The following is a 25,250-nucleotide window of genomic DNA, read 5'->3' as shown; positions in this document are numbered from 1 at the left end:
CTTTACGGCAATGTCCGAATTACTTTTGCAGGCACTCCGCCGGCGAGCACGCCCCGGGGGATCTCGCCTCTTACGACGCTTCCCGCTGCAATAACGGAGTTCTCACCAATGACTGCTCCTTTCAGAATTATGCATTGCGTTCCAATCCACACATTCCGGCCGATAAGCACATCCCGGTCCTCTTCCATTGAGGGAGCAGTCAGTCTCTTTTCCGGCGGCCACAGGGCATGAAAATCCGAATCCATGATTGTCACGTTGGGAGCTATCATGGTTCCTTCTCCAATTGTGATGGATTTTGAGCGGGCACAAAGGGAAGTGCCGTTGAGCCCGACCCTGTCTTCAATGATGATCCTTGCGGACCGAGAGTGCGTTTTGAACCGTGTGGGTGCATAGATTGATGATGCAGTAGCTCTTGGCGAAGAAGAGACAATGGTCACATTCTTGCCAATGGTGATCTCTGAGCCAGGCCATCTTAAAAGCTGAACGGAACCCCAGCATTTCGTGCCTTTTCCTATGGTAATGCCAAAAATAGCCGCGGTGAGCCTCAGTACCGCGGTAGAGAAAAAAAGGGAGAGCACACGCTGAAAGGTGAGATAAGCATAAGAAATATAATCGGCTATTTTCAGAGATCGATGCTCTGAGGGAGCTGGTCTATCTTCATTCATGCGATGGCGCGCTCCTGGCAAGAACTTCCCGGCATTTCTCCGCAAGATAAAGGGTATCAAGACCCACGGCAATAAAAGAGTAGTTTTTTTCTCTATAGTGAGCGACTTTTGAAGCATCGGGCTGCACTATATGGAATCCCATGGGCTTTTTCATCAAGGTGCATATATGCTCATAAGTATGCAGTGCCTCTTTTACCTCAACCCTCTCAAATTCTCCGGGATATCCGAGGGAACCAGAAAGATCGTAGGGACCGATAATAGATCCATCAACACCCGGTGTCGCAAGAATCTCTTCCAGGTTTTTAATTGCATCAATATGCTCAATCTGTACAATAATAATGCTTTCCCTGTCAACCCATGCTTTATAGGCAGGAAAGTCAAGACCATAACCCTGCGCCCTTGCAAGCCCCACACCCCTTTTCCCTGAAGGAGGATAATGCACAGAAGCAACAGCCCTCTTTGCATCTTCCTTCGAGTTTACCATGGGGACAATAATGCCCCCGGCGCCGGCATCCATAACCCTCTTGATGAGAAGGGAGTTGTTTTCTCCCACCCTTACGAGGGGAACGGCGCCGCAGAGCCCGATTACCTGGATGAGCTGCTGTGCTTCTGGAAGTGATATCGCTGAATGTTCCATATCTACAGTGAGCCATTCAAACCCGGCTCTGGCCATAATCTCTGCTATGGAAGTATGGGCGAGGGTAATCCAGGACCCGGGAGAGTATTCTCGTGCTGCAAGTTTGTTTTTGAGATGAATCACTATAGCGCCACCTGTCACATAAAATTTGTAAATGAGCGAGGGAATATTCGAGAAGATGAGTGACAATATCCTCCCTTCATGCACTTCTTCGACAGTGAAATCCCGATTTCAGAATAAGGCTTCAGATGGCTGTAAACTTACTTTGAAAATTATGAGGGCGGAATCTGTTCACCGCGAAGTCAAAATGATATAATAGAACTGGGAATTACTCAGCTTTGTGAAAAAGTGAGGCCGCTAAGCATGGATAAGGCAGGGAGCAGAAAGCCTTTTACCTATGGTGATTATCTGAGCTGCCCCGATGAGGGGAGGTTCGAGGTGCTTGAAGGAACGCTCTACGCCATGACGCCAGCACCTTCGAGAATGCACCAGAAGATTCTGCTTGCCCTTGCAAGCAAATTCTACAATTATTTCGAGGGAAAGCTCTGCGAAGTCTATTGCGCCCCTTTTGACGTGAGGCTTGCCGGAGAGGGAGAAAAAGACGGCGATATCACTACGGTGGTGCAGCCCGATATCGCAGTCGTCTGCGATAGAGCAAAACTCGATGAGAAAGGCTGCCTCGGAAGCCCGGACCTGATCATCGAGATATCCTCTCCCCAGACCGCCTCTTATGATTACATCAAGAAGCTTTCCCTCTATGAAAAGCATGGAGTGAAGGAATACTGGATCGTAAGCCAGGCCGACATGACGTTGATGATATTCAAGCTTCAGGAAAACAAGGAATATGGAAAGCCTGAGATATACTCCCGCGATGACACCGTGAGACCAGGCCTGTTCAGCGATCTTGCCATTGATATGAGAGAGGTTTTTAGACAGTAACCCCACTTTCCCTTTATCGCTCATAAAGCCAGCAGTGAGGATATGAGGAAGGCCAGGAATGCACGAGCATAAAATCATTGATGTGAAGCATATTTCAGAGTATCTGCTGCTTCTCACCTTTAACGATGGGCTCAGTCAATGTTTTTGACTTCGAGCCTGAGCTCTGGGGAGAATCGATGGAGCCCATCAAGAATATTGAGGCATTCAGCCGGGTCACCATAGATCACGGCGCCCTGAGGTGGCCGGAGCATGACATTGACTTCTGCCCTGATTCTCTTTATGAGGGAGCGGTACCTTTGAAGAGAGTCGTTGAGGCCTGGAAGGGAGCGTCGTGATGAACGGCCACAAGGAGGGATGCCGGTGCCCGGTGTGCAGGTCAGAGCGGGTGAGCGCGAGAACAAGAAACCATTTACGCTGAGGCTCTCTCAGAAGATGCTCGACAAGCTGAAAACCCAGGCCGAGAAGCAGGGAACCACCGTGACGGCAATCATCGAGAAAGCTGTCGAAAAAATATAGCCCTTTGCTTCCATAATGCCGCCATAAGGCCCGATTCGCAGGAAAAGAGTGCCTGTGCAGGAGATGAGGCGCCTCAGGTGCGGTGACGGGCTCTTCTTACGTCTTTCACCGCCTCGTGGACATCCTTTTCGATTTCTTCGGGTGGAAGATCGGCATTCCGGTCACATAGCCCGGAGATTACCGAGAAGTCCTCTTCCCTCTGCCTTTGCAGCAGCCTGTATTCTTCGATTGAGATAATGGCGGCAATCTGCCTTTTTCCTCTTTCTATGATAATGCTGTCCCCTTTGTAGTGCACATCTTCCATGATCCTGCCCAGATGAGCCCTCACCTTGCCTGTTTTTATCATTTTTTCCGCCATAACAAAGGCCTCCAGCTTTGGTGACTTCTGTATATATAGTACCATATCGCGTGACCCCTGTAAACGATTTTCTCTTCTCCCTCGGGCAACCCCAGGAGCGTCAAGAAGTCCATGGCAAATCTAAGCAGAGATCCTGGCGCACCTGGGGTTAGTTTGTCGTGTTTCTATAACAGAATGAGCGATATTAGAGGAATACAGACTCCGAAATCGAATTCTCTACAGGTTTCCCTCTTTGAATGAAGAGATATAGAGATAACAGAAGAGACCAGCTGCACCATGATGGCCTCATGCGGCGCATCTATGGCGGAGCTTTTTCTTTTTCCGCCAGGGTGGTCAAGGCGGAATTATCTGCCTCCCTGTCCTCTGTAGCCAATTATCAAAGAGCAGGCTTTTCCATAACGAATCAATAGTATGTCAGAACCCACAAAGACCGTTCTTGTCACAGGCGCCGCCGGCTATATCGGCTCGACGCTTTCGCGCCTGCTTGTCGAAAGGGGCTATTTAGTGAGGGGCCTCGATATCCTCACGTTCGGAGGCGGGTCTCTCGACACCCTGCAGGGGCACCCCGCCTTTTCGCTCGTTAAGGGTGACATCAGAAACGAAGCTGATCTCGAAATAGCTCTTGAGGACTGCGGCGCCGTGGTCCATCTCGCGGCGATTGTAGGCGATCCCGCTTGTGCGAAAAATCCTGATCTTGCGAGGGAGACCAACTGGGAGGCCTCTAGAAGGCTTTTTGACCTCTGCCTTTCAAAAGATCACGTGAAGCGCTTTCTCTTCGCCTCCACCTGCAGCAACTATGGCAAGATGGAAGGCGAGGGCTTCGTTCATGAGGACTCTCCTCTGAGGCCCGTCTCTCTTTACGCCGAGCTCAAAGTGAAGTTTGAAGAGTATATTCTCGGGGCGCCGGCCCGTGCTGATTTCATCCCCACGTCGCTCCGTTTCGCCACGGTGTACGGTCTGTCCCACCGGATGCGCTTTGACCTCACCGTCAACGAGTTTGTGAAAGATGCCTTTCTCAATAGAGAGCTGGTCATCTACGGCGAGCAGTTCTGGCGCCCATACTGCCATGTAAGTGACATTGCCCGCGCCTGCCTCCTGGTCCTTGTGAGCGACGGTGAAAAAGTGAGGCGCCAGGTCTTCGGCGTCGGCGACACGGGGGAGAATTACCAGAAGAAGATGCTTGCCGATGAAATCTTGAAAGTGCTCCCTGACACCGCGGTAAAGTATGTCCACAAGGCCGAGGACCCCCGGGACTACCGTGTTGATTTCTCAAGGATCAGGGACACTCTCGGCTTTACCATTACAAAGACTGTCCCCGGGGGGATCATGGAAGTCTATGAAGCTCTCAGGGATAAAAGGATACAAGATCCGAATGACCGCAGATACTACAACAGTTGACAGGAAGATGATACCCCTCTCGGTGCCCAACCTCTGCGGCAATGAGTGGAGCTATCTCAAGGAGTGCCTCGATACAGGGTGGGTCTCGACGGCAGGCCCCTTTGTGACACGTTTTGAAAAGGCTGTTGCAGGCTATACGGGCGCCATGTATGCGGTGGCGTGCATAAGCGGCACCGCAGGGCTTCATGTGGCATTGAGGCTTGCCGGCGTCGAGGCGGGAGACGAGGTCATAGTGCCCGCGGTGACCTTTATAGCACCGGTCAATGCCGTGAGGTACCTCTCCGCGGAGCCGGTGTTCATGGACTGCGACGATTTTCTCAATATTGATGCCGGGAAAGTCCTGCGCTTCTGCGAAGAGGAATGCGAGCTTACTGCTCTTGGCCTCAGGAACAGGAGCTCCGGGAGAATGCTGAAAGCTCTGGTGCCGGTCCATGTCTTCGGCACTCCCTGCGACATGGATGCCCTTCTGAGCATTGCAGAAAAGTTTTCCCTGAAAGTGGTGGAAGACGCCTCTGAAAGTCTCGGCTCATGGCGCACCACAAGTCGCGGGAGGGTCCATACCGGCACGGAAGGCCATCTGGGAGTCATCTCTTTTAACGGGAACAAGATTGTCACCTCAGGCGGTGGCGGCATGATCCTCACCAATGATGAGAATCATGCCAGGAGGGCGCGCTATCTCACTACCCAGGCAAAGGACGATGAGGTGCGCTTCATTCATCACGAGACAGGCTATAACTACCGCCTCACCAACACCCAGGCAGCCCTGGGGCTTGCACAGTGTGAGAATCTTGAGCGATTCAAAGCCGTGAAGAAGAAAAACCGAGACCTCTATAAGAAAGAGCTTGGCAAAGTGACGGGGCTCTCTTTCATCGGGGCCCCCAACACAGCAGACCCCAACTTCTGGCTTACTGCGGTGGCTATAGATAAAGATCTCTGCGGTATTGACAGAGATACCGTGATGAAAGCGCTTGCCGCAAGAAAGATTGAAACGCGCCCCCTCTGGGAGCTGAACCACCTGCAGAAACCATACCATGACAATCAGCATTACCGGATAGAAAAAGCCCTTCTTTTCCGGGAACAGCTCCTCTGCCTCCCCTCAGGCACAGGCCTCACGGAAAATGATGTGGCACAAGTCACTACAGCGCTCATAGAGATTATGGGAAAAGCCAATGGATAGCAGCAAGCTTGCGCAGATCAAGGTGGGCCCTGAGCTCACCGTAAGAGACGGCCTCCAGAGAATGGATATCCAGGGGGAAAAGATCCTTTTCATCGTTGACGAGCAGGAGCGCCTCATCGGCACGGCCACCGACGGCGACGTAAGACGCTGGATCCTCGGCGGCGGGCCCCTTGACGCCACTCTTGGAGAGGCTATGTATCGCACGCCTACGTCAATAAAAATAGAGAAGAAGCCCGACAAGGAAGAGATAAGAACCATAATGATCACCAGAGGCATTGAGTACCTCCCCCTCGTAGACGGCGAAGAGAGGATTGTGCAGGTCATCAGTTGGAGGATGATCTCCGACAGGGCTTTCTCCCTGAGGAAAGGCGAGCAATGCGCCATCCCAGTCGTTGTGATGGCGGGAGGGGAAGGCTCGCGGCTTTCGCCATATACAAGAATTCTCCCCAAGGCACTTATCCCTGTGGGAGATGTGCCTATCGTGGAGCTTATCATAGAGCGTTTCATTGAGTTCGGCTGCGACGAGTTCTATCTTTCGCTCCATCACAAGTCAGAGATAATCAAGAGCTATTTCGAGTCGATAGAGCGCTCCTACCGGCTTCATTACATACTTGAGGAGAAGCCTATGGGGACAGCAGGGAGTCTTTCATTGATGAGAAACTCCCTCAGAAGCACCTTCTTCCTCAGCAACTGCGATATCCTCATTGATGCCGACTACGGTGACATTCTTAAGTTTCACAAGGAAAACTCCCATCAAATCACCATCGTGGGCTCAATCAAGCGCATCACCATCCCTTACGGTATCTGCGAGATATCCATTGACGGGCAGCTCACCTCCCTGGTGGAAAAGCCAGGTTTTGACTATTTCGTCAACACCGGGATGTATGTGCTGGAGCCCCCGGTGCTTGAGAAAATCGCCGACGGCACTGTTATCGACATGACCGATCTCATTACGCAGCTCCTTGCAGAAAATGAAAAGATAGGCGTCTATCCTGTGTCAGAGAAATCATGGGTTGACATAGGCCAGCTTGAGGGCCTTCACAAATTGGTTAAGAGGATAGGGACATGACAGGAAAATCCCTTCTGCTCATCGGCGGCGGCGGGCACTGCAGGTCATGCATTGACGTCATTGAGTCTCATGGTGAGTTCACCGTGAGGGGGATCATTGACAAGCCTGAGAAAGTAGGCGGGGAAGTCCTGGGCTACCCGGTACTGGGCACCGATGAGGAGATAAAGCAGTACACTGGCGAGCACTGCTTCTTCCTGGTCACCCTCGGCCAGATTGAGTCACCCAAGAGGCGGAGAGAGCTTTTCGAGATGGTGAAGCATCTTGGAGGCTCCTTTGCGGTGATAGTCTCTCCCCGCGCCTATGTCTCAAGGCATGCGAGCCTCGGGGAGGGGACTATTGTCATGCACAATGCATTGGTGAATGCCGGCGCTTCCGTGGGAAAGAACTGCATTGTCAATACAGGCGCCATTGTTGAGCATGACGCCGTCATAGGCGATCATTGTCACATCGCCCCTGGTGCCATCGTAAATGGCGGTGTGATTGTTGGGAAAAATACCTTCATCGGGAGCGGCGCCGTATCCCGCCATGAGATAGTCATCGCAGAGAACAGCTTTATAAGGGCCCAGAGCATGGTGAAATCGGGCACCGGCGACGGGGCGCAGGGGACGGGGAGGCAGGTATTTCCTCAGGGCTCATGAGCGTATTTCTCATTGCCGAGGCAGGAGTGAACCACAACGGCGATCTTGGCCTTGCGATGAGGCTCATTGATGCCGCTTGTGAAGCGGGTGCCGATGCCGTAAAGTTCCAGACCTTCCGATCGGAGCGCCTAGTCTGCCGCCATGCAGGGAAGGCCGAGTATCAGAAATTGACGACCGGCGAGGCAGAATCCCAGCTCACCATGCTCAAGAGGCTCGAGCTTGACGAGGAGAACCACCGAAAGCTCCTCGGGCATTGCAGGGGAAAGGGCATAGAATTTCTCTCATCACCCTTTGACCTGGAGAGCATAGATCTCCTTGCAGGCCTGGGGCTTGCGACTTTGAAAATCCCCTCGGGGGAGATCACCAATATCCCCTATCTCAGGAAGATCGGTGCCCTGGGGAAAAAGCTGATAGTCTCGACGGGGATGGCCACTCTTGGGGAGATTGAGCAGGCCCTCGGGGTACTCACAGAGGCCGGCACTGCAAGAGATTGCATCACGATCCTCCACTGCACCACCGAGTATCCTGCTCCCTTTGAGGAGGTAAACCTCCTTGCAATGGAGACTCTCAGGGAGGCCTTCAAGGTGAAAGTGGGCTATTCCGATCATACTGAGGGCATAGAAGTGGCTCTTGCCGCCGTGGCCCTCGGCGCAGAGGTGCTGGAAAAGCATTTCACGCTTGATAAAACCTTGGAGGGACCCGATCACAGGGCGTCGCTTGAGCCTGGGGAACTTGCCCTTCTGGTGAAATCGATAAGGAACGTAGAACTGGCGATGGGAAACGGCATTAAGGCGCCAGGTAAAGGCGAGCTGAAGAACATGGAATCAATAAGAAAAAGCCTGGTGGCCTCAGAAAAAATCAGAAAAGGCGACCGCTTCACTGCTACCAACCTTGCAGTGAAGAGGCCGGGGACCGGTATTTCACCTCATTTCTGGGACAGTGTGATTGGAAAGTATGCAAAGAGGGATTTTGACCTCGATGAGCTTATTGAATTGTAAATAATCTTTGTGAGAACACTTTTCATCGGCACAGTTGAGTTCAGCAGGAAAACCCTTCAAGAGATGATTCGTCTGGGTGCTGACATTGCAGGCGTTGTGACAAAAGAGCGCTCTGTCTTCAATGCGGACTATGCCGATCTGGTGCCGCTTTGCAAGGAGCATTCAATCCCCTTTCATTTCACCACTTCAATCAATAGTGAAGAGACGGGGCAATGGATCGAGTCAATAAGACCTGATTATATTTTCTGTTATGGATGGTCGCAGCTTATCAAGAGACATATTCTGGAGATTCCCCGTTTTGGCGTGATCGGTTATCACCCCGCACAGCTCCCCCGCAATAGGGGCAGGCACCCTTTGATATGGGCGCTAGTGCTTGGTCTTAAAGAAACAGCCTCGACATTTTTTTTCATGGATGAAGGCGTCGACAGTGGTGATATCCTCAGCCAGGAAAGGGTGGATATCACCTATGATGACGACGCTGGTTCCCTCTATCACAAAGTAGTGAACACTGCTCTGCAGCAGATTGAAGGATTCCTGCCTCACCTTGAAAAGAATGAATTCAAAAGAATACCCCAGGAGCACACTGAAGCAACCTATTGGAGAAAGAGGTGTAAAAACGATGGCCTGATTGATTTCAGAATGTCCAGCAGGGCCATCTATAATCTTGTGAGAGCTCTCACCCGGCCTTATGTAGGTGCCCACCTCATCTATGGAGGCAAGGAAATAAAAGTTTGGAAAGCAGCAGAAGTGCGCTTTACTGATAACTCTCTTGAACCCGGAAAAATTATCAAAGTAGAGGGTCGGTCAATTCTTGTGAAATGTTATACCGATGCCGTGAGGCTGCTTGAGCATGAGGCTTCTTCCCTCCCTTGCGAAGGGGAATATATTTTATGAGAAAGGTGCTTGTGGTCGCCGTTCATCCTGATGATGAGACTTTGGCGTGTGGAGGCACGTTGCTCCGCCACAAGAGCATGGGTGATGAAGTTTACTGGCTGATTATTACGGAAATGACAAAAGGAAAGGGTTTTCAAGAACATACTATCCGAAAGAGACAAAAGGAGATAAAGAGAGTCGCTGAACATTATGGATTCGCAAAGACTTTTCAAATGAATATCCCTACTGCCTGTCTCGATCAAGTCCCTCTATCGGTGCTCGTTGAAAAAATCACTTCCATACTTCACTCTTTGGAGCCGGAAGTGCTCTATCTGCCTTTTGCAAATGATGTGCACAGCGATCACCGAATTGTTTTTCAGGCGTCCCAGAGCTGTGTGAAAGCTTTCAGGAGTCCCTTTTTAAGAACTGTACTGATGATGGAGACAATCAGCGAGACCGATAATGTGCTTGATCCCAGGGGGACTTGTTTTTGTCCCAATTACTTTGTTGATATCACGGAATTTCTAGACGTGAAAGTGAGGATAATGAATATTTACAAGGGTGAAACAGGGAAGCATCCTTTTCCCCGGAATTCAGAAGTGTTGAAAGCTCTGGCATTACTGAGGGGAGCGCAGGCATTCTGCCGTTATGCAGAGGGCTTTATGCTGATCAAGCAGATTGTATGAAAAGAATATGCGTTTTTACCGGTTCAAGGGCCGAATATGGCATTCTCAAGCCTTTAATTGACAAGATCAATGAGCATAGTGATCTCAGCCTTTCCCTTCTTGTGTCTGGCATGCACCTCTCGCCGGAATTTGGACTGACCTACAGGGACATAGAAAGGGATGGGGTGGTCATCAACGAGAAGGTGGAAATGCTTCTCAGTTCCGATTCACCGGTAGGCATCACAAAGGCTATCGGTCTGGGAATGATTAGTTATTGCGAGGCGATCCAGAGACTATGTCCCGACATACTTCTGGTGCTTGGAGACCGTTTTGAGGCGTTTTCTTTTGCAACAGCGGGCTATGTCTCCAGAGTGCCGATAGCACATCTGCACGGAGGTGAGGCAACCTTCGGGCTTATTGACGAGGGCTTCCGCCATTGCATCACAAAAATGAGTCATCTGCATTTTACTTCAACAGAGACCTACCGACAGAAAGTAATCCAGATGGGAGAATGCCCGGAGTCTGTATTCTGCGTCGGTGCTCTGGGAATAGATGCCATCAGAGCAATGAAATTCATGGCTAAAGATGAATTGGAGAAAGATTTGGAGATCCGATTCAAAGAGCACAATCTTCTTGTCACATTTCACCCCGTGACCCTTGAACATGATTCGTCCGAGAAGCATTTCAAAACGTTACTTGAGGCCCTTATGATGCTTCAAGATACGATGATTCTCTTTACCAAAACGAATGCTGATAACGATGGCAGGATTATCAACAAAATGATTGATGAATTTGCCGCTTCTAATCCTTCTGTGTCCGCCGCTTTCTCTTCCCTGGGACAGCATAGATATATGTCGCTGATGAAATATGTCGATGCGGTGGTGGGAAACTCTTCAAGTGGCATTATTGAAGCACCATCGTTCAATATAGGCACTGTCAACATAGGTGACAGGCAGTTGGGGAGAGTAAAGGCCGAAAGTATCATAGATTGCGAGCCTTCACTTGAGGGTATTTCAAAAGCCTTTTTAAAGCTATATTCTGAAGATTTTATAAGAGCAGTCGCAGAGGTGACAAACCCTTATGATTCAGGCGGCGCCGTGCTGAAGATAGTGGAAGCGCTTGCCAATTGTGACCTTGGCAAATTAGGCATGAAGAGATTTTATGATGTCATTTTTAATGTTAAGAAGAAGGAAGGCCAATAATACTGTGGAAGAGCATTTCAATTTTCATCTTGCTACAAACCTTACCCACGGAATAGGGTGCTCAAGGAAAATAGGGGATTTTCTTCCTGAGAAAGCTTTTCGCACAATTCATTTGATGGTTGATGAAGGTGTGGAAGCTCATTCACGCTATCATGAAGAAATAAGAAACCTTCTTGAAAAGAAATCAAGAAAAATTTTCTGTCAAGTGCTCAGGGGCTCTGAAGAACCCGATTATGATTACCTTGATGAAGTGGCAGGGAGAGCGCGGAACCTGGGCGACCTCGATCTCCTCATCGGGGTGGGCGGAGGCTCCTGCCTCGACACGGCCAAGGCCGTGGCGGTCCTGGTCACCAACGGGGGTAAGGGCATTGAATACCGGGGCTTTGACAAAGTGATGAATCCCGGGGTGCCCACCCTTCTCATCCCTTCGACGGCAGGGACAGGCAGTGAGGCCACTATCAATGCCGTGTTCATTGACAAGCATGAGAAAAAGAAGCTTGGCATCAACGGGCGATATATGTCGGCCACCTATGCCATGCTTGACGCGGAGTGGACTCTGAGCTGCCCGAAGGCCGTGGCTGTCTCATCGGGAATGGACGCTCTCACTCATACCCTTGAGAGCTTCATGTGCAAGAAGGCGAATCCTCTCACGAGGTTCTACAGCAGGGAGGCCTTCAGGCTCCTCTATCATGCGCTTCCGTGCCTTGTCGAGGATCCAGGGAACAAGGAGAAGAGGCAAGACCTTCTGCGGGGAAGCTACCTCGCAGGGATTGCCCTCTACAACTCCGGTTCGGGGATATCGGGGGCTCTTTCCTATCCTATTGGCGTTCATTACAAGGTACCACATGGCATGGCTGGTGCGGTCTTTCTTGCCACCGTGGTGGAATATAACGTGGAGCGGGGCTACCGCGACTATGCAGAGCTTTATGACCTCATTGAGCCGGGGAGTGCGCTGCCCTGCGAGGAAAAGAACAGGCGCTTCTCACATCTGCTTTCCGAGCTCTCAGGCAAAATTGAAGTGCCGCAATATCTTGACAGGTGGGGCATCACAAAAGATAACATCGAAGAGGTGGCACAGTTGATGCTTCCCCTCCAGGCAGCCTTTGACCAGAACCCCGTGCCCTTCTCTGCTGACGCCGACGCGAAGGCGATGCTGAAAAAGCATGTGCAGCATTAAGAAATCACAGCTACCAAATGAAATTTCGTTATCCTGCTGACCCTCTATGAAACAAGAGAAATATCATAAATATGTCTTTGACTCCGGAAACAGGACATTTATAGGCAACTTTGAAGAGATGTACTCCAATGAATCATCAGAATGCTTTGATTCATGGCATCAGGATGACAGCAGGCATCTTGCAAGAAAAATTTCTCTCGCGGTGCTTGAAGGGTACAATTTTGATTCAATCGTTGATATTGGATGTGGGAAAGGGGCTTTTACCCATGTAATGAAAAAGAGAAACAATAGAGTTTTTGGTGTTGATATCGCTCCCACGGCGCTCACAATAGCTGCGGAGAGATATCCTGACATAGATTTTCACTGTCTTGATATCAGAGATAAAAGATCACTGGAAGAATATTTTATTGAGAAGGTAAAAAATAAAGCCGATTTGATACTCTGCAGTGAGGTGCTTTCTTATATTGAGAAATGGCCTGATATGGTAGAGCTTTTTTCGTTGAATGCGCACTATTTTCTGACCACTCTCTATATTCCAGAGCACCCCATCGGCTATGTCAAAAGTGAAGATGAGCTGATGAAAGCAATCAAGACATATTTTACTGTAAGAGAATGGATCTCCCTCAGAACAGCACGGGCTTCAATAATATTTGCAGAATCAAAAAAGAAAAGGAGTACCACTCATGCCAGGCTTTGAAGTATTCGGAAAAGAAGAACAGGCAGCAATAAACGAAATATTTGAGTTAAACGGCGGTATTCTCTTTGCCCATGGTTTCGATGCAATGCGCAAAGGTGTGTACCGCGTAAGAGAGTTCGAAACAGCCTTTGCCAAAAAGATGAAAGTGCCCTATGCCCAGGCGGTGGCCTCAGGAACGGCGGCACTGAAGGTTGCCCTTAAGGCGTTGGGGATAAAAAGAGGTGATGAAGTGATAATTCCTGCCTTCACCTTTGTCGCCACTGCGGAGACGGTGCTCGACGTGGGGGCGATCCCTGTTATTGTTGATATAGATGAAACGCTCAATATTGATCCTGCCTGCATGGAAGCAGCCATAACCAAAAAGACGAAAGCGGTAATCCCTGTTCATATGCTGGGAGCTCCTACCGAGATGGACAGGATAATGGAAGTGGCGAAAAAGCATGAAATCAGGGTGCTTGAGGACAATGCCCAGGGCTGCGGGGGATCCTTCAAGGGAGAAATGCTTGGGACGATAGGGGATATGGGGACATTCAGCCTTGACGCGGGGAAAGTGATTCACACCGGAGAGGGCGGTATGGTCCTCACCAAAGACAGAGAGCTGTTTATAAAGGCTCGAGCCTATCACGATCATGGCCATGAGTACAGTACCACGGTAGGCCGCGCAGCGGAAAAGGCCCTGTTAACAGGATTCAACTACCGTATGTCAGAGTTCCAGGGAGCAATAGGATTGGTGCAGCTCTCAAAGCTTGACATGATACTGGAGAAACAGAGGGAAAACAAGAAAAAGCTTAAAGATGCTTTGAAAGGGCTCCCCTATAGATTCCGCAGGATAACTGACGCGGAGGGCGAACTTGGCGACTGTATCGTCTTTTTCCTTTACTCAAAGGAAAAGGCATTGGAGTTTGCAAGAAAAATGGGAGAGAAAGGCCTTGGCACTAAAAACCTGCCTGATGCCATTTGCTGGCATTTCGCAAGGCACTGGCGCCATATGTTTGAAGAGCATGGGTTCTATGAGAAGACCTGGGAGAAGGAATGGGCTGTCTCTGCTGATTTGCTTGAGCGCTCTATCGCACTTCCCGTCATGGTGAAGATGACTGACGAGCGTATCGCTTTTATTGTGGAGTCCATCTTAGCAATAGCAGACCAAGTCAGATAAGTGCGATTTGTTAACTTAAAACCGCCTTTCTTTATTTCTTGAGGTTAAACAAAGTCACCCATGAGCGGTTACTTAAAATGGCAATAGAAATAAGATTTGCAACAGAGAATGAATCTAATAAATGTAATAAGATATTGGTTGATCTTTACGGGAAGAATTATTATGGTGTTGATGCAAGATTTATTAAATGGAAAAAAGCATCACCATTTAAATTGCCGCAAGAAAATGCCAATTCTTTATTCATGATAGCTGTAGAAAATTCTAATGTCCTGGCATTGCAATCTTTCTTGCCGAGCAAGGTGATTGTTGAAGGTAAAGAGTTCCAAGCGATTTGGACTACAGAATGGATAAATATTTCCAATATAAAAGGTCTTGGAAGGAATGTTTTTAGAGCACTCCAAACACACGCAAATATAAACTGTTTTTTTGGGGCAAATTCTTTTTCCGCCAATGCATGCACAAAAATTGGCTGGGAAATAATAAATAATATCGAGAGAATGCTGTATGTGATTAATAAGGAAAAGCTTTGTGAGTTGTTTGGCTATAAACCTAAAAGTGAGCAATTCTATTTCGTTAATGAAAAGTTTCCATTCGTGAAAGACGTCAATCATTTTGTGTGTGAGGATATAAATATAATTTCGGACAGATATTTTTCCGAAGCAATATCTCGTTTTTCTTCTCTTTCATATAGGGGATTGGACTTTATAGAGTGGCGATATTATAGGCATCCTTACTTAAAGTATTTTGTTATATCACTTGATGCTTATGGAAAATCAGGAATAGCTGTGCTTCGTGTTGAGCAAGTGAAAGATAGTTCATTAAATGTGGTTCGAGTTCTTGATATTTTACCTTCACGAGGATTTGAAGAAGATTTAGCTATAGCAATTATAACTTTTGGCAAGAAAAACAATGCTGTTCTTGTAGATTTCTTTTGCGTTTCATCTAAGTATGCTAGGGAGTTATGCCCTTTTCCCTATTTGGGTTTGGATGAGCATATTTCTTATGATATCCCTATGTTGTTTCAGCCCATTGAAGTCAGAGAGAGGAAAAGTATAAATTTTGCTATAGATATGCCAAGTTGCCCAAAAGGATTTGATTTAAAATCATTTTATGCTACGAAGTCTGATGCCGAACAGGATGTCGCACTCAATGATGACTATAAAACGCCAATAATATGATGCAAATTGTTAGAACAGTTTATGACAATTCCCCAGTTTATCACAACGTCGCCTCACCCTAGATATGAATTTCTGACATCCACGCCCCACCACTAACAATTTTAGTGAATTTATGTTTGCTCATATGTGATGAATGAAATGAAATACTTGGCTTTCATCCCCGCTCGTGCCGGCTCCAAGGGTATCCCTGGCAAGAATAAAAAGCTGCTCGGGGGAAAACCGCTTATACAATATACTATCGAGGCAGCACAACAAAGCAAATATATAAATGAGATATTTATCTCGACCGATGATGATGAGATAATACTGTTGTCCCGCTCTCTTGGAATAGATATCCCATATAAAAGGCCTCTTGAACTGGCATTGGATACTTCTGATATTATGGATGCAGTATTCCATGTGATTGAATGGAAACAAAAACGTGGTGAAGCAATCTGTGATAATTTGGTATTGCTGCAACCTACGTCACCTCTCCGCAATAGCATAGATATTGATGGCGCGATAGAAGAATTCACGAGAAAAAATTCAAAAAGCCTGATAAGTATCAATGAGATGATGGAACACCCCTATGAATGTATAAAGTTCACCGCCAGAGGATGGCAGTTTCTTGAAAAGCCAAAGAAAAAAGTAATCCGGAGGCAGGACTATTCCGAAAAATATTATTATATCAATGGCGCCATATATATGGCAAATATTGAGTTTCTCAGAGAAAACAAGGCTTTCATTGTAGAAGGAGTCACTGATGTGTATTTGATGACTCAGGAGAAATCAATAGATATTGATGAAACCCTCGACTTTATGATGGCAGAGTTCTATCTTCATGCCGGTCCATGAACATTAAAAAAATATTCTTTTTTACATATACTCATGCCGCCCAGAACAGGCTGGAAAGATACGGGACCGATATATTCAAGCGCTATGGCTATGATGTTGAAATATGGGACTTCATGCCGATAATCTATCCCCATTATCATAGCGATCAAAAGGAGAACAACCTCCTGAGGTATGAGTATTATAAAATATTCAACAATGTGGAGGGTTTTATCACGAACTTGAGAGGAATGGAAAAAGAGAGTTTCATAGTCTCTTTTCTTCCATATAATCAAAAGACCCATCCTATTTATAGGGAAATCTCGTTGCGCGACTTGGCTTATTCTGTTTTTGTAGCCAATGCGCTACCCGCAGGATCCGTCTCCAACAATTGGAGATGTAGGGTTCTCGGTTTAATGAAAAAGTTCAAAAAGCTCAATTGGAATAACCTGAAAAGTTTTGTGTTTCATAGAATACCTTTTTCTCAACTGGGGGTGAGTCCTGCAGCAGTTAGTTTAATGGGCGGCGAGCGCTCTGGAGATATACTTAAAATGTTTCCTGTGGGGCAGAGCACAAAAAAGGTATGGGCTCATCAGATGGATTATGATGATGTATTAAGAGAGAGTGCAACTAAAGTTCAAGAAAAAGATATTGCGGTGTTTATTGATGATGATATGCCATTCCATAAAGAGTATAAACTTTTCAAAGTAAAGCCTTTCGTGACTGCTGACCGATATTATTCAAGCATTAATAATTTTTTTAATACAATTGAGAAAGAATTTAAGATAAGAGTCGTTATTGCCGGTTGTCCCCGCTCCAGTTACACAGATAGAATAAACTGTTTTGGGGGAAGAGATATACACTTGAAAAAGACCCCTGAACTGGTGAGAAGTGCCAGATTTTGTATCGTGCATGCAAGTACCGCAATAAACTATGTGGTTGCCTATAGAAAGCCATTTCTCCTTATCTCCTCTGATGAATTGGATAAGAGTCTTATCGCCGGAGTGATCAATAATTTTTCACGATTATTTTCAAAGAAAAAGATTAATATAGAAAGTCCTAGTATTGGAAATTTAAAGGATGAGTTGGTAGTCAATAACAGTTTATATGATGAGTATATGAATTCATATATCAAAAAGAGAGGTTCGAAAGAAAAACTGTTATGGGAGATATTCATAGAAGAATTAAAAGCCCTGTAAGCTCGGGAAAGCGTAAGGAATAATTGACTTGAAAGTGATAACACTAACGAAAGGTTCATGCAAATAATAATGCCGCAGTTTGCAGATCACATTGAGCGGATTGTTCAGGCGATGTCCATTAAATATAATAACATGGTCTATGAAATGAAGGCGAATGGTATCGATATAATAGTGCTCTCTCTGGGAGAGGCTTTTTTTGATATCCCTTTGTTTCATTTTGATGATCTGCCTTATCCGGCTCTTTATCATTACTCTCATTCAAGGGGAGTGCAGGAGCTGAGGAAAAAGCTCGCCCAGTACTATACTCACCAATATAGCGTCAATGTGAATCCAGACGAAGAAATAATCGTGACTGCGGGGTCCAAAATTGCTATTCACATGGCCTTTATGGCTATTCTTAATCCCGGCGATGAGGTAATCATTCATGAGCCGGCATGGGTGAGCTATCCCGAACAAGTAAGGCTCTGCCACGGGATTCCGGTTCTTGTTCCTTATCATGAGACAATTATGGATTTGGGGAAATATGTCACGAGCCGAACAAAGGTTATAGTGCTAAATAATCCTCATAATCCAAGAGGATACGTGGCATGGGAGGCAGAAATTGAGTATCTCCACGAATTAGCTAAGATGCGCGATATTTTCTTGCTGGCAGATGAAGCATATAGTGATTTTCTGCTTAATCCTGATGAATTTATCTCCTGCGGATGGTTTGATTCTCAGAAGAAACACACCATAATCTGCAATTCCATGTCAAAAAATTATGGCATGTCAGGGTGGCGTATCGGGTATATAATTTCGAATCCCGAGCTCATTGCTCATATATTGAAAATTAATCAGCACCTTATCACCTGTCCCTCCACGATTCTTGAGTTTTATCTGGCAAAGCATTTCGATGATATCCTGAGCATAACCAAACCTCAGATCCGTGATGTAGTGGAAAAGCGGAGTGCGATTGCCTCTTTTATGGACTCATTAGAAATGAGGTATTTGCCAGGGTCGGCTACTTTTTATTTCTTTGTTTCGATTGAGCAATCCAGGCTTCGCTCCGAGGAGTTTTGTACCCGTTTGCTTGACGAGTACCATGTGAGCACTGTGCCAGGTCTAGGTTACGGGGAATCCTGCGACAGGCACATAAGGGTCTCCGTTGGAACAGAGAGTATGGAGAGAACTCTTCATGGGATAAGGATGATAAAAGAGTTGATTTCAAAGACATCTGAAGATTCAGGAGCAGCACAATAAAGAATTCCCCACCTCTCTCTTCGGGTACTCTTAATGGCTGTGAAATATTGGTGAGATCATGCGCCGATGTAAAACATGATGATATTGTTCTCATCATCACTGAAAAGGAAACTTTTGAAATTGGAGAGGCAATTTCTCGTGTGGCCAGGGAGATCACCTCTGAGGTAAGCCATATGACCATAAAGCTTCTGCTTTTGCACGGCGAGTCCCCGCCCTCTAATGTAGCGGAAAAAATGGAGAAGAGTAATGTAATATTCTCTCTTACCCGTAAATCCATTGCCCATACACAGGCCCGATACAATGCAACAGAGGCAGGCGCCAGATTTTTGAGTCTGCCTGATTATTCTTTTGATGTTTTAGAGAGCCCAGCGCTCAAGGCAGATTTCAGGGCTCTCACTCAACTATCCTTTGCTCTTGCAGAGTTGCTTACCAAAGGTCATAATCTCAGAATTTCATCTTCAAAGGGGACAGAGTTTTCATGTCAAATCACCGGCCGGACTGCAAATGCCGCTCCTGGCTGGTGCTGGAAGGCAGGTGTCTTGGCTTCACCTCCTGATGCAGAGACCAATATTTCTATTATAGAAGAGAGCAGTCATGGTGTTCTCGTTATTGACGGAAGTATTCCATGTACCGAGATAGGGAAATTAGAGCAGCCATTGAAATTGCGGGTAAATAATGGCAAAGTGATAGGTATTGAAGGCAATCACGCAGATACGCTGGCTCATTTGTATGATAGGCTTAACATCCCGGCCACGAGAATTCCTGCGGAATTCGGTATCGGGCTTAATCCTTATGCAAAAGTGAAAGGTGTCATGCTTGAGGATGAGGGATGCATGGGCACTATTCATATCGGGATGGGTTCTAATAAGACAATAGGCGGAAATATAGAGATTCCATTTCATTTAGATCATGTGATATGCGCACCTACCGTGCTGCTGGATGAAAAGATTATCATTGAAGAGGGTAAGCTTGTCGTATTTTAGGAGAGGTCTATTATGAATGCGATAGAGTGGCTTCTGCAAATACCGCAAAAAAACGCCAGGCGTGATTTTTTGATAGACACAATCTCTCAAAGAATGATTACCTTTGAGGAGTATCATAGAGCAGCACTTGCAATAGCCCAGGATTTAAAGAAGCGCGGACTGGGTAGAGGTGACAGAGTCGCTTTATTGTTGAATAATTCATCAGCACTTGCCACAATTTATTTGGGATGTTTGTATGCGGGGCTTGTTACCGTCCCAATCAATCCGATTTTTAATACCAAAGAGATTGAATTCATGGTTTCTTACAGCAAGGCGAAAATACTTGTGGTCTCGCCGGAGACTTTTCAGCAAGTCAATAAATCGAAAATCATTGCTGACGGCATAAAGATTCTTGCCCTGCTGGACAGAAAGAATTTAAAGGAACTTTCAATCGGGATAGAAGTATGGGATACTGAAAAACTTGAGCTTGAACCGGATATCTCGCCTTTTGAAGGGGTTTCCTCAGAAGATATTATGACCATTGTGTTTACCTCAGGAACGACTGCCCATCCTTCAGCGGTAGTACACAAAATAGCTGATATGATTGATAATGCCAGACTATTTAACAGTGCAATGAAAATAGGGCCTGACAATCGTTTTTACGGAATTCTGTCAATGACTTATCTGGGAGGGTACTATAATCTATTGATGCTACCCTATGTGGGAACATCAAGTGTGGTATTATCCCATGCATTTGATGCGAGGCTTGCACTGGATTTTTGGGGTCCTGCTCAAAGAAACCATGTGAATACTCTGTGGCTTGTGCCCACAATTCTCTCAATATTATTAAGAACAGACAGAGGGCAGGAGGGCGAAAGATTCTGTCGGGAGAATGTCAGACTCTCTCTGGTGGGGACAGCACCTCTCCCACTAAAACTCCGTCATGATTTTGAAAAGAAATACGGAGTTACTCTTTATGAAAACTATGGTCTCACGGAAACCTTTTTCATTACCACAAACATTCCCTATACCCCCATTATTGATGGGAGCGCAGGAAAGGTTCTCCCGGGGATTGAGTTGCAGATAAGGGATCCTCAAGGGAATTCGTTGACTCAAGACCTCGAAGGTGAGATTTATGTCAAGACTCCTTATATTATGAAAGAGATCAGCAACCCGGACAAGGATGCCCCTTTGGGTTTTTCAAAAATAGACTGGTTTGCCACTGGTGATATTGGAAGGTTGGAAGATAGCGCTTGTCTTTATATTACTGGCCGTCTCAAGGATATGATCATACGGGGAGGGATAAATATTAGTCCTTCTTCAATTGAGCGTATATTGACATCACACCCCGGCGTTATGGAATGTGCTGTGATAGGTGTGCCTCATGACATATATGGAGAAGGCATTGCTGCCATAATAAAGATTAAGCCGGGTATAAAGTTCGAGGATATGAAAACAGAGCTCATTAAAATGTGCAAGGAGCATCTTGGTGCAACGAAACAGCCCTCATATATTTTAGAGATAGAGGAATTTCCGTACAACGCCGCAGGGAAGATTCAAAAATCAAAACTGAAGGCATGGACAGAAGCCAGGATCTCAAGAGAATGAATGGAAAATCATCAGAATACCCCTATGCTTGTGTATGATTCTCGGTATTAGCCATATAACCCTCATTTCCTCAGATCTTCAATCAGATATTACGTATCTAAAAAAGTTCGGATATAGTGCACTTTTCAGGGAAGAAGGGATTCCCGATCAGATTGAAAAGAGAAAGTTCTTGAGCTCTCAGTATCAATTTGTATCAATGGCTTTTTGCCAGAGTGAAACAGGAATCCCTATAGAACTGATTCATTACAGAGATACTATGATACCGTCAGATTCGTCATTTGTACCTTTATTTGAGGGAGCAGAGACAAGCGCGGCAATAAGAGAAGATGAGGCAATAAAAGATATTGTGAAAGACTCTTTATCCTTCGGAGAACCACTCGTTTGTCTCGATCAGGTGTTTGGGAGTCATTTTATCTATTCAAATACCTTAAAGGATCCGGTATCTTTAAATATTCTTTTACATAAGATTAATAATTATGAGAACAATCTTTCCTGCTGGTGCAGTGCTCTGGGATGTAAAGTCACTAAGAATGGAATCACAGGAAAAGGAACAAGATGGGGCAAAGTGGGGTTTGGAGACTTGTTTAATAAGTGGAGAGGCTCCATTCTTCTCTATGAAGCGGATTATATTGACAGGAAGAGTTGGTATCTTGATGATGCGGGGATTACCTGCATTTCTTTCATATCCACTAATATAAAAGAAGATAGAAAGAAACTCCAAACCGCAATCATGACAGATTCCACAGGGATTATGGACTTAACAATAAATAGGAGAAAACTTCACATAGAGATCTTTGAAAACCCGACAGGCGGTTTTTTTGAATTGCTTCAGGTAGCAAATAATAAGAACCGCCTATGACCAGAAATATCCAGAGAGCGCATTGATGAGTGATTCAGGAATGCTTGATTATCAGATTTGTCCTGATGTGACGTTTTCACTCTATGGTGGCGATATAATAGCTTCGAATCATAGAGTAAGGAGGCATGTGTGTATCAGTTCCAGTCTGTTTCTGGCCTTGTGCGGTATAGACAATGAAGGAGAGCTGTATGCATATGATAGAACAAGATTCTCCTATCTAGATGGATTATTAGCTGATCCCACGTGTTATAATTCCAAAAGCAACTCAGAGAAAATCAAATTCGGTTCTTTACAGGAGGCATGGCAATATTTATTAAGGACTTTTATTCTTATTAAAGATCTTGACTCATATAAAGCATATTTTGCCAGGAAGACCACAGTACTTGATAATAAGCATTTCGGGACCTTTCACCAGCAGTTGGGGGCTGAGCTCATCCTCCGCCAAAGGAAAGATCCCTCTCAATGGTGGTATGAACAAAAATTCGACGCTGAGTCAGGCTTGGTGAAAGACACTCTATACAAATACATACAGGATCATTTTATTAAGGAATATCTTGCAGATTATAATTTGAATGATAAGGTAATCCTGGATTTCGGGTGTGGAAGCGGGATGGCATCAGGTCAGTTTATTCAAGGAGGAGCACGTGTAATCGGTGTCGATCCTGATGAAAATCTGCTGCAAAAAGCAAAGACAAGACTGGGAGAGCGTTTTGAGCCAATTCATATGGAAGTATCGGCCCAGAGTTTGCTTGGTAATATCCCCGAAAAGAAAATTGATATGGTATGGATGTCTGATGTATTTCTATTTTACTTTTATCCTATGGACGCCGGCAAGCCATTGATGGCTCCTGAAAAATTGCTTGGTGAATTGACAAGAAGTCTAAAGGATGAGGGAATCTGCGTAATTATGCAGCCCCATGGCGTGTTTTGGCTTTCACCATGGCTCGGACATGCATCTATGCCATATACCATAATAACAGAATATCTTTGCAAGAAATTTTCTGTTGTGCCAGGACTTCAGGAATTAAGTAATGCCATTTTCAAGTCAGGTCTTTTAATAAGGCGCATATTTGAGCCATCACCTCTAAAGAATGCAGCATTGGACGCTATGGCCAACGCATTTGCCAGCAATTTTCCCCTCTGGTGGGTTTTTGAGTGTATTAAGTCGTCTTCCCCAGAATAAGAAAGTCTCTCATGGGCGAAAAAACATTATATATAGTTCATTGTGTTGATACCGAAGGGCCTCTGTATGAGTCACTACATGCCACCTTTGAAAGAGTGAAAAGGACTTTCGGGATAGAATTGCCGCCTTCGAATGCGAATCTAGAGAGATTGAGACGCGGTGAGGGAGTCCCGGAACGAATCGCTCCACTGGTGAGCGAGTTTGTCTCAGAGGACAGGCTCAATTACAATAAAGATTGGTCAATGATTGACCGCATGCTTGATGAGCTCCTCAGTGGCGAATGGAGAAACAGATATAGAGATGATTTTGCAAGAGGGCATATATTCAGTTGGTTTGTCGTTGATCATGTGGGCTATATTGACAATCCAAGAAGAAGGGCTCATGGGTATCATACTGTTTTTAATTACTATCTGGAAAAATTGAGCGAATATGAGTGCAATGAAGATGAGATCCACTGGCATTATCATCCAGTTTTCTTTACAGGGGAAGCGCTGAAATCATCCAATAATTTTTCCCAAACGAATCACCATATTCAAATTTTATGCAGAAGAATATTGGACCATGGATGGTTCCCTGCTGCGTTTCGGCCTGGTTTTCATGTGGAAAGATCTGATATCAACCTCTTCCTGGAACAGTGGATCCCCTTTGATTATGGTAATCAGGCAGTAGAGGAAGAGAAGAACAAAATAACCGACTTGCAGAGAGATCTAGGAGCAGGACGTTACGGCGACTGGAGAAGAGCGACAACTGAATGGGAGGTGTATCATCCAGACTTTTATGATTATCAAAAGACAGGTAGCATGAAACGATATATAGCACGCTGTCTCAATCTTAATGCAAGACTCAGGATGATCGATGGGTTTGAGGTGGAAAAGGCATTTAGAAGAGCTGATTCCGGCAAAAGAACGATAATGGCATTTACAAGTCACGATGAAAGAGAAATGCGACCCTATATTGACAGATTGTATGGGATGGTTAACGACGTTCATAAAAGGTATCCTGAGGTAAAAGTAAAAAATGACGGGGCATTGTCTGCAATGAGAGGAGCATTGAAGCTGGAAAAGGGGGAACCTGTGACATTTGATGCCAGGTTTGAAGGTTGCACGCTCTCAATCAAAACAAACAAGCCATGCTGGGGACCGCAGCCATTTTTCTGTTTCAAGACACTGAATGGGCATTACATTCATGAAAATCTTGATTATCACGGCGCTTCAAGCTGGAGCTACACTTTTGATGAAGACACCGTTATTTTAAGCAGTATTGAAGCGATAGGACTTGCAACAAATGATAATTATGGAAATACCACCGTTTTGAGAAAAAATATGCAAGATGGCGGAATAGAAGATGTCAGAATACTCAATAATATAATGAGTCGGTAAAATATATAGACATTTGCTTTGATGTTTTGAGCAAAAGAAATAATAATTGTATGCAAGAACAGGATATCAGACCTCCGGAATATATAAAAGAATGCGATAGAATTCATGATCATGAGGTAAACGGTCTCTTGAAAAATAAGAAGAGATTTATAGAGGTTCCCTGTCCGGCTTGTGAGTCAGAAGCATACACAAGAGCATTTGCCAAGAAAGGATTTTCTTTTGCACAATGCAATGAGTGTGAGACTCTTTTCATAAATCCTCGGCCGGACTATGAAATGCTTCTCCGGTATTATACCAATTCGAAAACGGTCAGGTACTGGAGTAAGAATATTTTTTCAAGAACAGAAGGGGCAAGAAGAAAATATGTCATAAAGCCAAAAGCGAAGAGGGTTATAGAGCTCTGCAGGAAGTATTCATCAGGATATGACCGCCTTGTTGATGTAGGTGCAGGTTTTGGTACTTTCTGTGAAGAGTTGATGAAATATAAACTTTATAAACAAATAACTGCAATTGAGCCATCCGAGGAAAATGCTAAGGTCTGCAGAGCTAAGAACATTGAAACCATACAGAAGACTTTTGAAGAGATAGATCTATCTCAGATAGATGTAATTACTAACACGACTTACGCACATGAATAATTTTGACGACCAAAAATATTTTTCAGGCAG

Annotated in this window: 27 protein-coding genes; 24 read left to right on the top strand and 3 right to left on the bottom strand. The window is 45.7% G+C overall.

What is annotated here, in order from left to right; all coding sequences use genetic code 11:
• Nucleotides 1-2: 2 nt before the first annotated feature.
• The gene (locus tag RDV48_08340; protein ID MDQ7822785.1) at nt 3-665 is read right to left on the bottom strand and encodes an acyltransferase; all 663 of its coding nucleotides are present in this window, start codon (nt 663-665) and stop codon (nt 3-5) included.
• The gene (locus tag RDV48_08335) at nt 658-1,491 is read right to left on the bottom strand and encodes an aldolase/citrate lyase family protein (protein MDQ7822784.1); all 834 of its coding nucleotides are present in this window, start codon (nt 1,489-1,491) and stop codon (nt 658-660) included. The genes RDV48_08340 and RDV48_08335 overlap by 8 nt, the downstream gene beginning before the upstream one ends.
• 174 nt (nt 1,492-1,665) lie before the next feature.
• On the opposite strand from RDV48_08335, the gene RDV48_08330 reads away from it, so the two are divergent.
• The 3 genes from RDV48_08330 (at nt 1,666) to RDV48_08320 (ending at nt 2,757) form a co-directional block, all read left to right on the top strand.
• Entirely contained in the window at nt 1,666-2,241 is a 576-nt protein-coding gene (locus tag RDV48_08330) for a Uma2 family endonuclease (protein ID MDQ7822783.1), read from the top strand.
• A 125-nt stretch (nt 2,242-2,366) separates the two neighbouring features.
• Nucleotides 2,367-2,576: a DUF2442 domain-containing protein gene (locus RDV48_08325; protein ID MDQ7822782.1), complete on the top strand. Its 210-nt coding sequence runs from the start codon at nt 2,367-2,369 to the stop codon at nt 2,574-2,576.
• Between the two features lie 25 nt (nt 2,577-2,601).
• Complete coding sequence (locus tag RDV48_08320) at nt 2,602-2,757, top strand: hypothetical protein (protein MDQ7822781.1); 156 nt, start codon at nt 2,602-2,604, stop codon at nt 2,755-2,757.
• Nucleotides 2,758-2,830: 73 nt separating this feature from the next.
• Here the strand turns inward: RDV48_08320 and RDV48_08315 are convergent, their stop codons facing one another.
• Nucleotides 2,831-3,160 carry a type II toxin-antitoxin system Phd/YefM family antitoxin gene (locus RDV48_08315; protein MDQ7822780.1) on the bottom strand — a complete coding sequence of 110 codons (330 nt, stop codon included), beginning with the start codon at nt 3,158-3,160 and terminating at the stop codon, nt 2,831-2,833.
• A gap of 366 nt (nt 3,161-3,526) precedes the next feature.
• On the opposite strand from RDV48_08315, the gene RDV48_08310 reads away from it, so the two are divergent.
• From RDV48_08310 to RDV48_08210, 21 genes are all read left to right on the top strand, one after another.
• The gene (locus tag RDV48_08310; protein ID MDQ7822779.1) at nt 3,527-4,513 is read left to right on the top strand and encodes an NAD(P)-dependent oxidoreductase; all 987 of its coding nucleotides are present in this window, start codon (nt 3,527-3,529) and stop codon (nt 4,511-4,513) included.
• Complete coding sequence (locus RDV48_08305) at nt 4,488-5,690, top strand: LegC family aminotransferase (GenBank protein ID MDQ7822778.1); 1,203 nt, start codon at nt 4,488-4,490, stop codon at nt 5,688-5,690. Before RDV48_08310 ends, RDV48_08305 begins: the two co-directional genes overlap by 26 nt.
• Nucleotides 5,683-6,759, top strand: coding sequence for a nucleotidyltransferase family protein (locus RDV48_08300; protein MDQ7822777.1), 1,077 nt, complete (start codon nt 5,683-5,685; stop codon nt 6,757-6,759). Before RDV48_08305 ends, RDV48_08300 begins: the two co-directional genes overlap by 8 nt.
• A complete protein-coding gene (locus tag RDV48_08295; GenBank protein ID MDQ7822776.1) occupies nt 6,756-7,397 on the top strand; it encodes an acetyltransferase in 642 nt (213 codons plus the stop codon). The genes RDV48_08300 and RDV48_08295 overlap by 4 nt, the downstream gene beginning before the upstream one ends.
• Nucleotides 7,394-8,395, top strand: coding sequence for an N-acetylneuraminate synthase (gene neuB, locus RDV48_08290; protein MDQ7822775.1), 1,002 nt, complete (start codon nt 7,394-7,396; stop codon nt 8,393-8,395). Before RDV48_08295 ends, neuB begins: the two co-directional genes overlap by 4 nt.
• A gap of 9 nt (nt 8,396-8,404) precedes the next feature.
• Complete coding sequence (locus RDV48_08285; GenBank protein ID MDQ7822774.1) at nt 8,405-9,289, top strand: formyltransferase family protein; 885 nt, start codon at nt 8,405-8,407, stop codon at nt 9,287-9,289.
• Nucleotides 9,286-9,954, top strand: a complete 669-nt coding sequence (locus RDV48_08280; protein MDQ7822773.1) for a PIG-L deacetylase family protein — start codon at nt 9,286-9,288, stop codon at nt 9,952-9,954. Before RDV48_08285 ends, RDV48_08280 begins: the two co-directional genes overlap by 4 nt.
• Nucleotides 9,951-11,135 (top strand): UDP-N-acetylglucosamine 2-epimerase, encoded by a 1,185-nt coding sequence (neuC, locus tag RDV48_08275; GenBank protein MDQ7822772.1) that lies wholly within the window; start codon nt 9,951-9,953, stop codon nt 11,133-11,135. The genes RDV48_08280 and neuC overlap by 4 nt, the downstream gene beginning before the upstream one ends.
• A complete protein-coding gene (locus RDV48_08270) occupies nt 11,095-12,312 on the top strand; it encodes an iron-containing alcohol dehydrogenase (GenBank protein MDQ7822771.1) in 1,218 nt (405 codons plus the stop codon). Before neuC ends, RDV48_08270 begins: the two co-directional genes overlap by 41 nt.
• A 46-nt stretch (nt 12,313-12,358) precedes the next feature.
• Nucleotides 12,359-13,009 (top strand): class I SAM-dependent methyltransferase, encoded by a 651-nt coding sequence (locus RDV48_08265; protein MDQ7822770.1) that lies wholly within the window; start codon nt 12,359-12,361, stop codon nt 13,007-13,009.
• Nucleotides 12,996-14,165 carry a DegT/DnrJ/EryC1/StrS family aminotransferase gene (locus tag RDV48_08260; GenBank protein MDQ7822769.1) on the top strand — a complete coding sequence of 390 codons (1,170 nt, stop codon included), beginning with the start codon at nt 12,996-12,998 and terminating at the stop codon, nt 14,163-14,165. The genes RDV48_08265 and RDV48_08260 overlap by 14 nt, the downstream gene beginning before the upstream one ends.
• Before the next feature lie 77 nt (nt 14,166-14,242).
• Complete coding sequence (locus RDV48_08255; GenBank protein ID MDQ7822768.1) at nt 14,243-15,343, top strand: hypothetical protein; 1,101 nt, start codon at nt 14,243-14,245, stop codon at nt 15,341-15,343.
• 138 nt (nt 15,344-15,481) lie between these two features.
• Complete coding sequence (locus tag RDV48_08250) at nt 15,482-16,177, top strand: acylneuraminate cytidylyltransferase family protein (protein MDQ7822767.1); 696 nt, start codon at nt 15,482-15,484, stop codon at nt 16,175-16,177.
• Complete coding sequence (locus tag RDV48_08245) at nt 16,174-17,352, top strand: hypothetical protein (protein MDQ7822766.1); 1,179 nt, start codon at nt 16,174-16,176, stop codon at nt 17,350-17,352. The genes RDV48_08250 and RDV48_08245 overlap by 4 nt, the downstream gene beginning before the upstream one ends.
• A 69-nt stretch (nt 17,353-17,421) precedes the next feature.
• On the top strand, nt 17,422-18,591 hold the full coding sequence (locus RDV48_08240) for a pyridoxal phosphate-dependent aminotransferase (protein ID MDQ7822765.1): 1,170 nt from the start codon (nt 17,422-17,424) through the stop codon (nt 18,589-18,591).
• A gap of 50 nt (nt 18,592-18,641) precedes the next feature.
• Nucleotides 18,642-19,574, top strand: coding sequence for a hypothetical protein (locus RDV48_08235; GenBank protein MDQ7822764.1), 933 nt, complete (start codon nt 18,642-18,644; stop codon nt 19,572-19,574).
• A gap of 12 nt (nt 19,575-19,586) precedes the next feature.
• On the top strand, nt 19,587-21,161 hold the full coding sequence (locus RDV48_08230) for a class I adenylate-forming enzyme family protein (GenBank protein MDQ7822763.1): 1,575 nt from the start codon (nt 19,587-19,589) through the stop codon (nt 21,159-21,161).
• 34 nt (nt 21,162-21,195) lie between these two features.
• On the top strand, nt 21,196-22,020 hold the full coding sequence (locus RDV48_08225) for a hypothetical protein (protein MDQ7822762.1): 825 nt from the start codon (nt 21,196-21,198) through the stop codon (nt 22,018-22,020).
• A gap of 25 nt (nt 22,021-22,045) precedes the next feature.
• A complete protein-coding gene (locus RDV48_08220) occupies nt 22,046-23,203 on the top strand; it encodes a methyltransferase domain-containing protein (protein MDQ7822761.1) in 1,158 nt (385 codons plus the stop codon).
• Nucleotides 23,204-23,214: 11 nt separating this feature from the next.
• The gene (locus RDV48_08215) at nt 23,215-24,582 is read left to right on the top strand and encodes a hypothetical protein (GenBank protein MDQ7822760.1); all 1,368 of its coding nucleotides are present in this window, start codon (nt 23,215-23,217) and stop codon (nt 24,580-24,582) included.
• 50 nt (nt 24,583-24,632) lie between these two features.
• Nucleotides 24,633-25,220 carry a class I SAM-dependent methyltransferase gene (locus RDV48_08210; GenBank protein ID MDQ7822759.1) on the top strand — a complete coding sequence of 196 codons (588 nt, stop codon included), beginning with the start codon at nt 24,633-24,635 and terminating at the stop codon, nt 25,218-25,220.
• Nucleotides 25,221-25,250: the final 30 nt, after the last annotated feature.

The organism is Candidatus Eremiobacterota bacterium (assembly GCA_031082125.1).
Taxonomy (GTDB): domain Bacteria; phylum Vulcanimicrobiota; class CADAWZ01; order CADAWZ01; family Ess09-12; genus Ess09-12.
The sequence above is the reverse complement of the archived record's forward strand: the minus strand, read 5'-3'. Positions and strand labels throughout refer to the sequence as shown.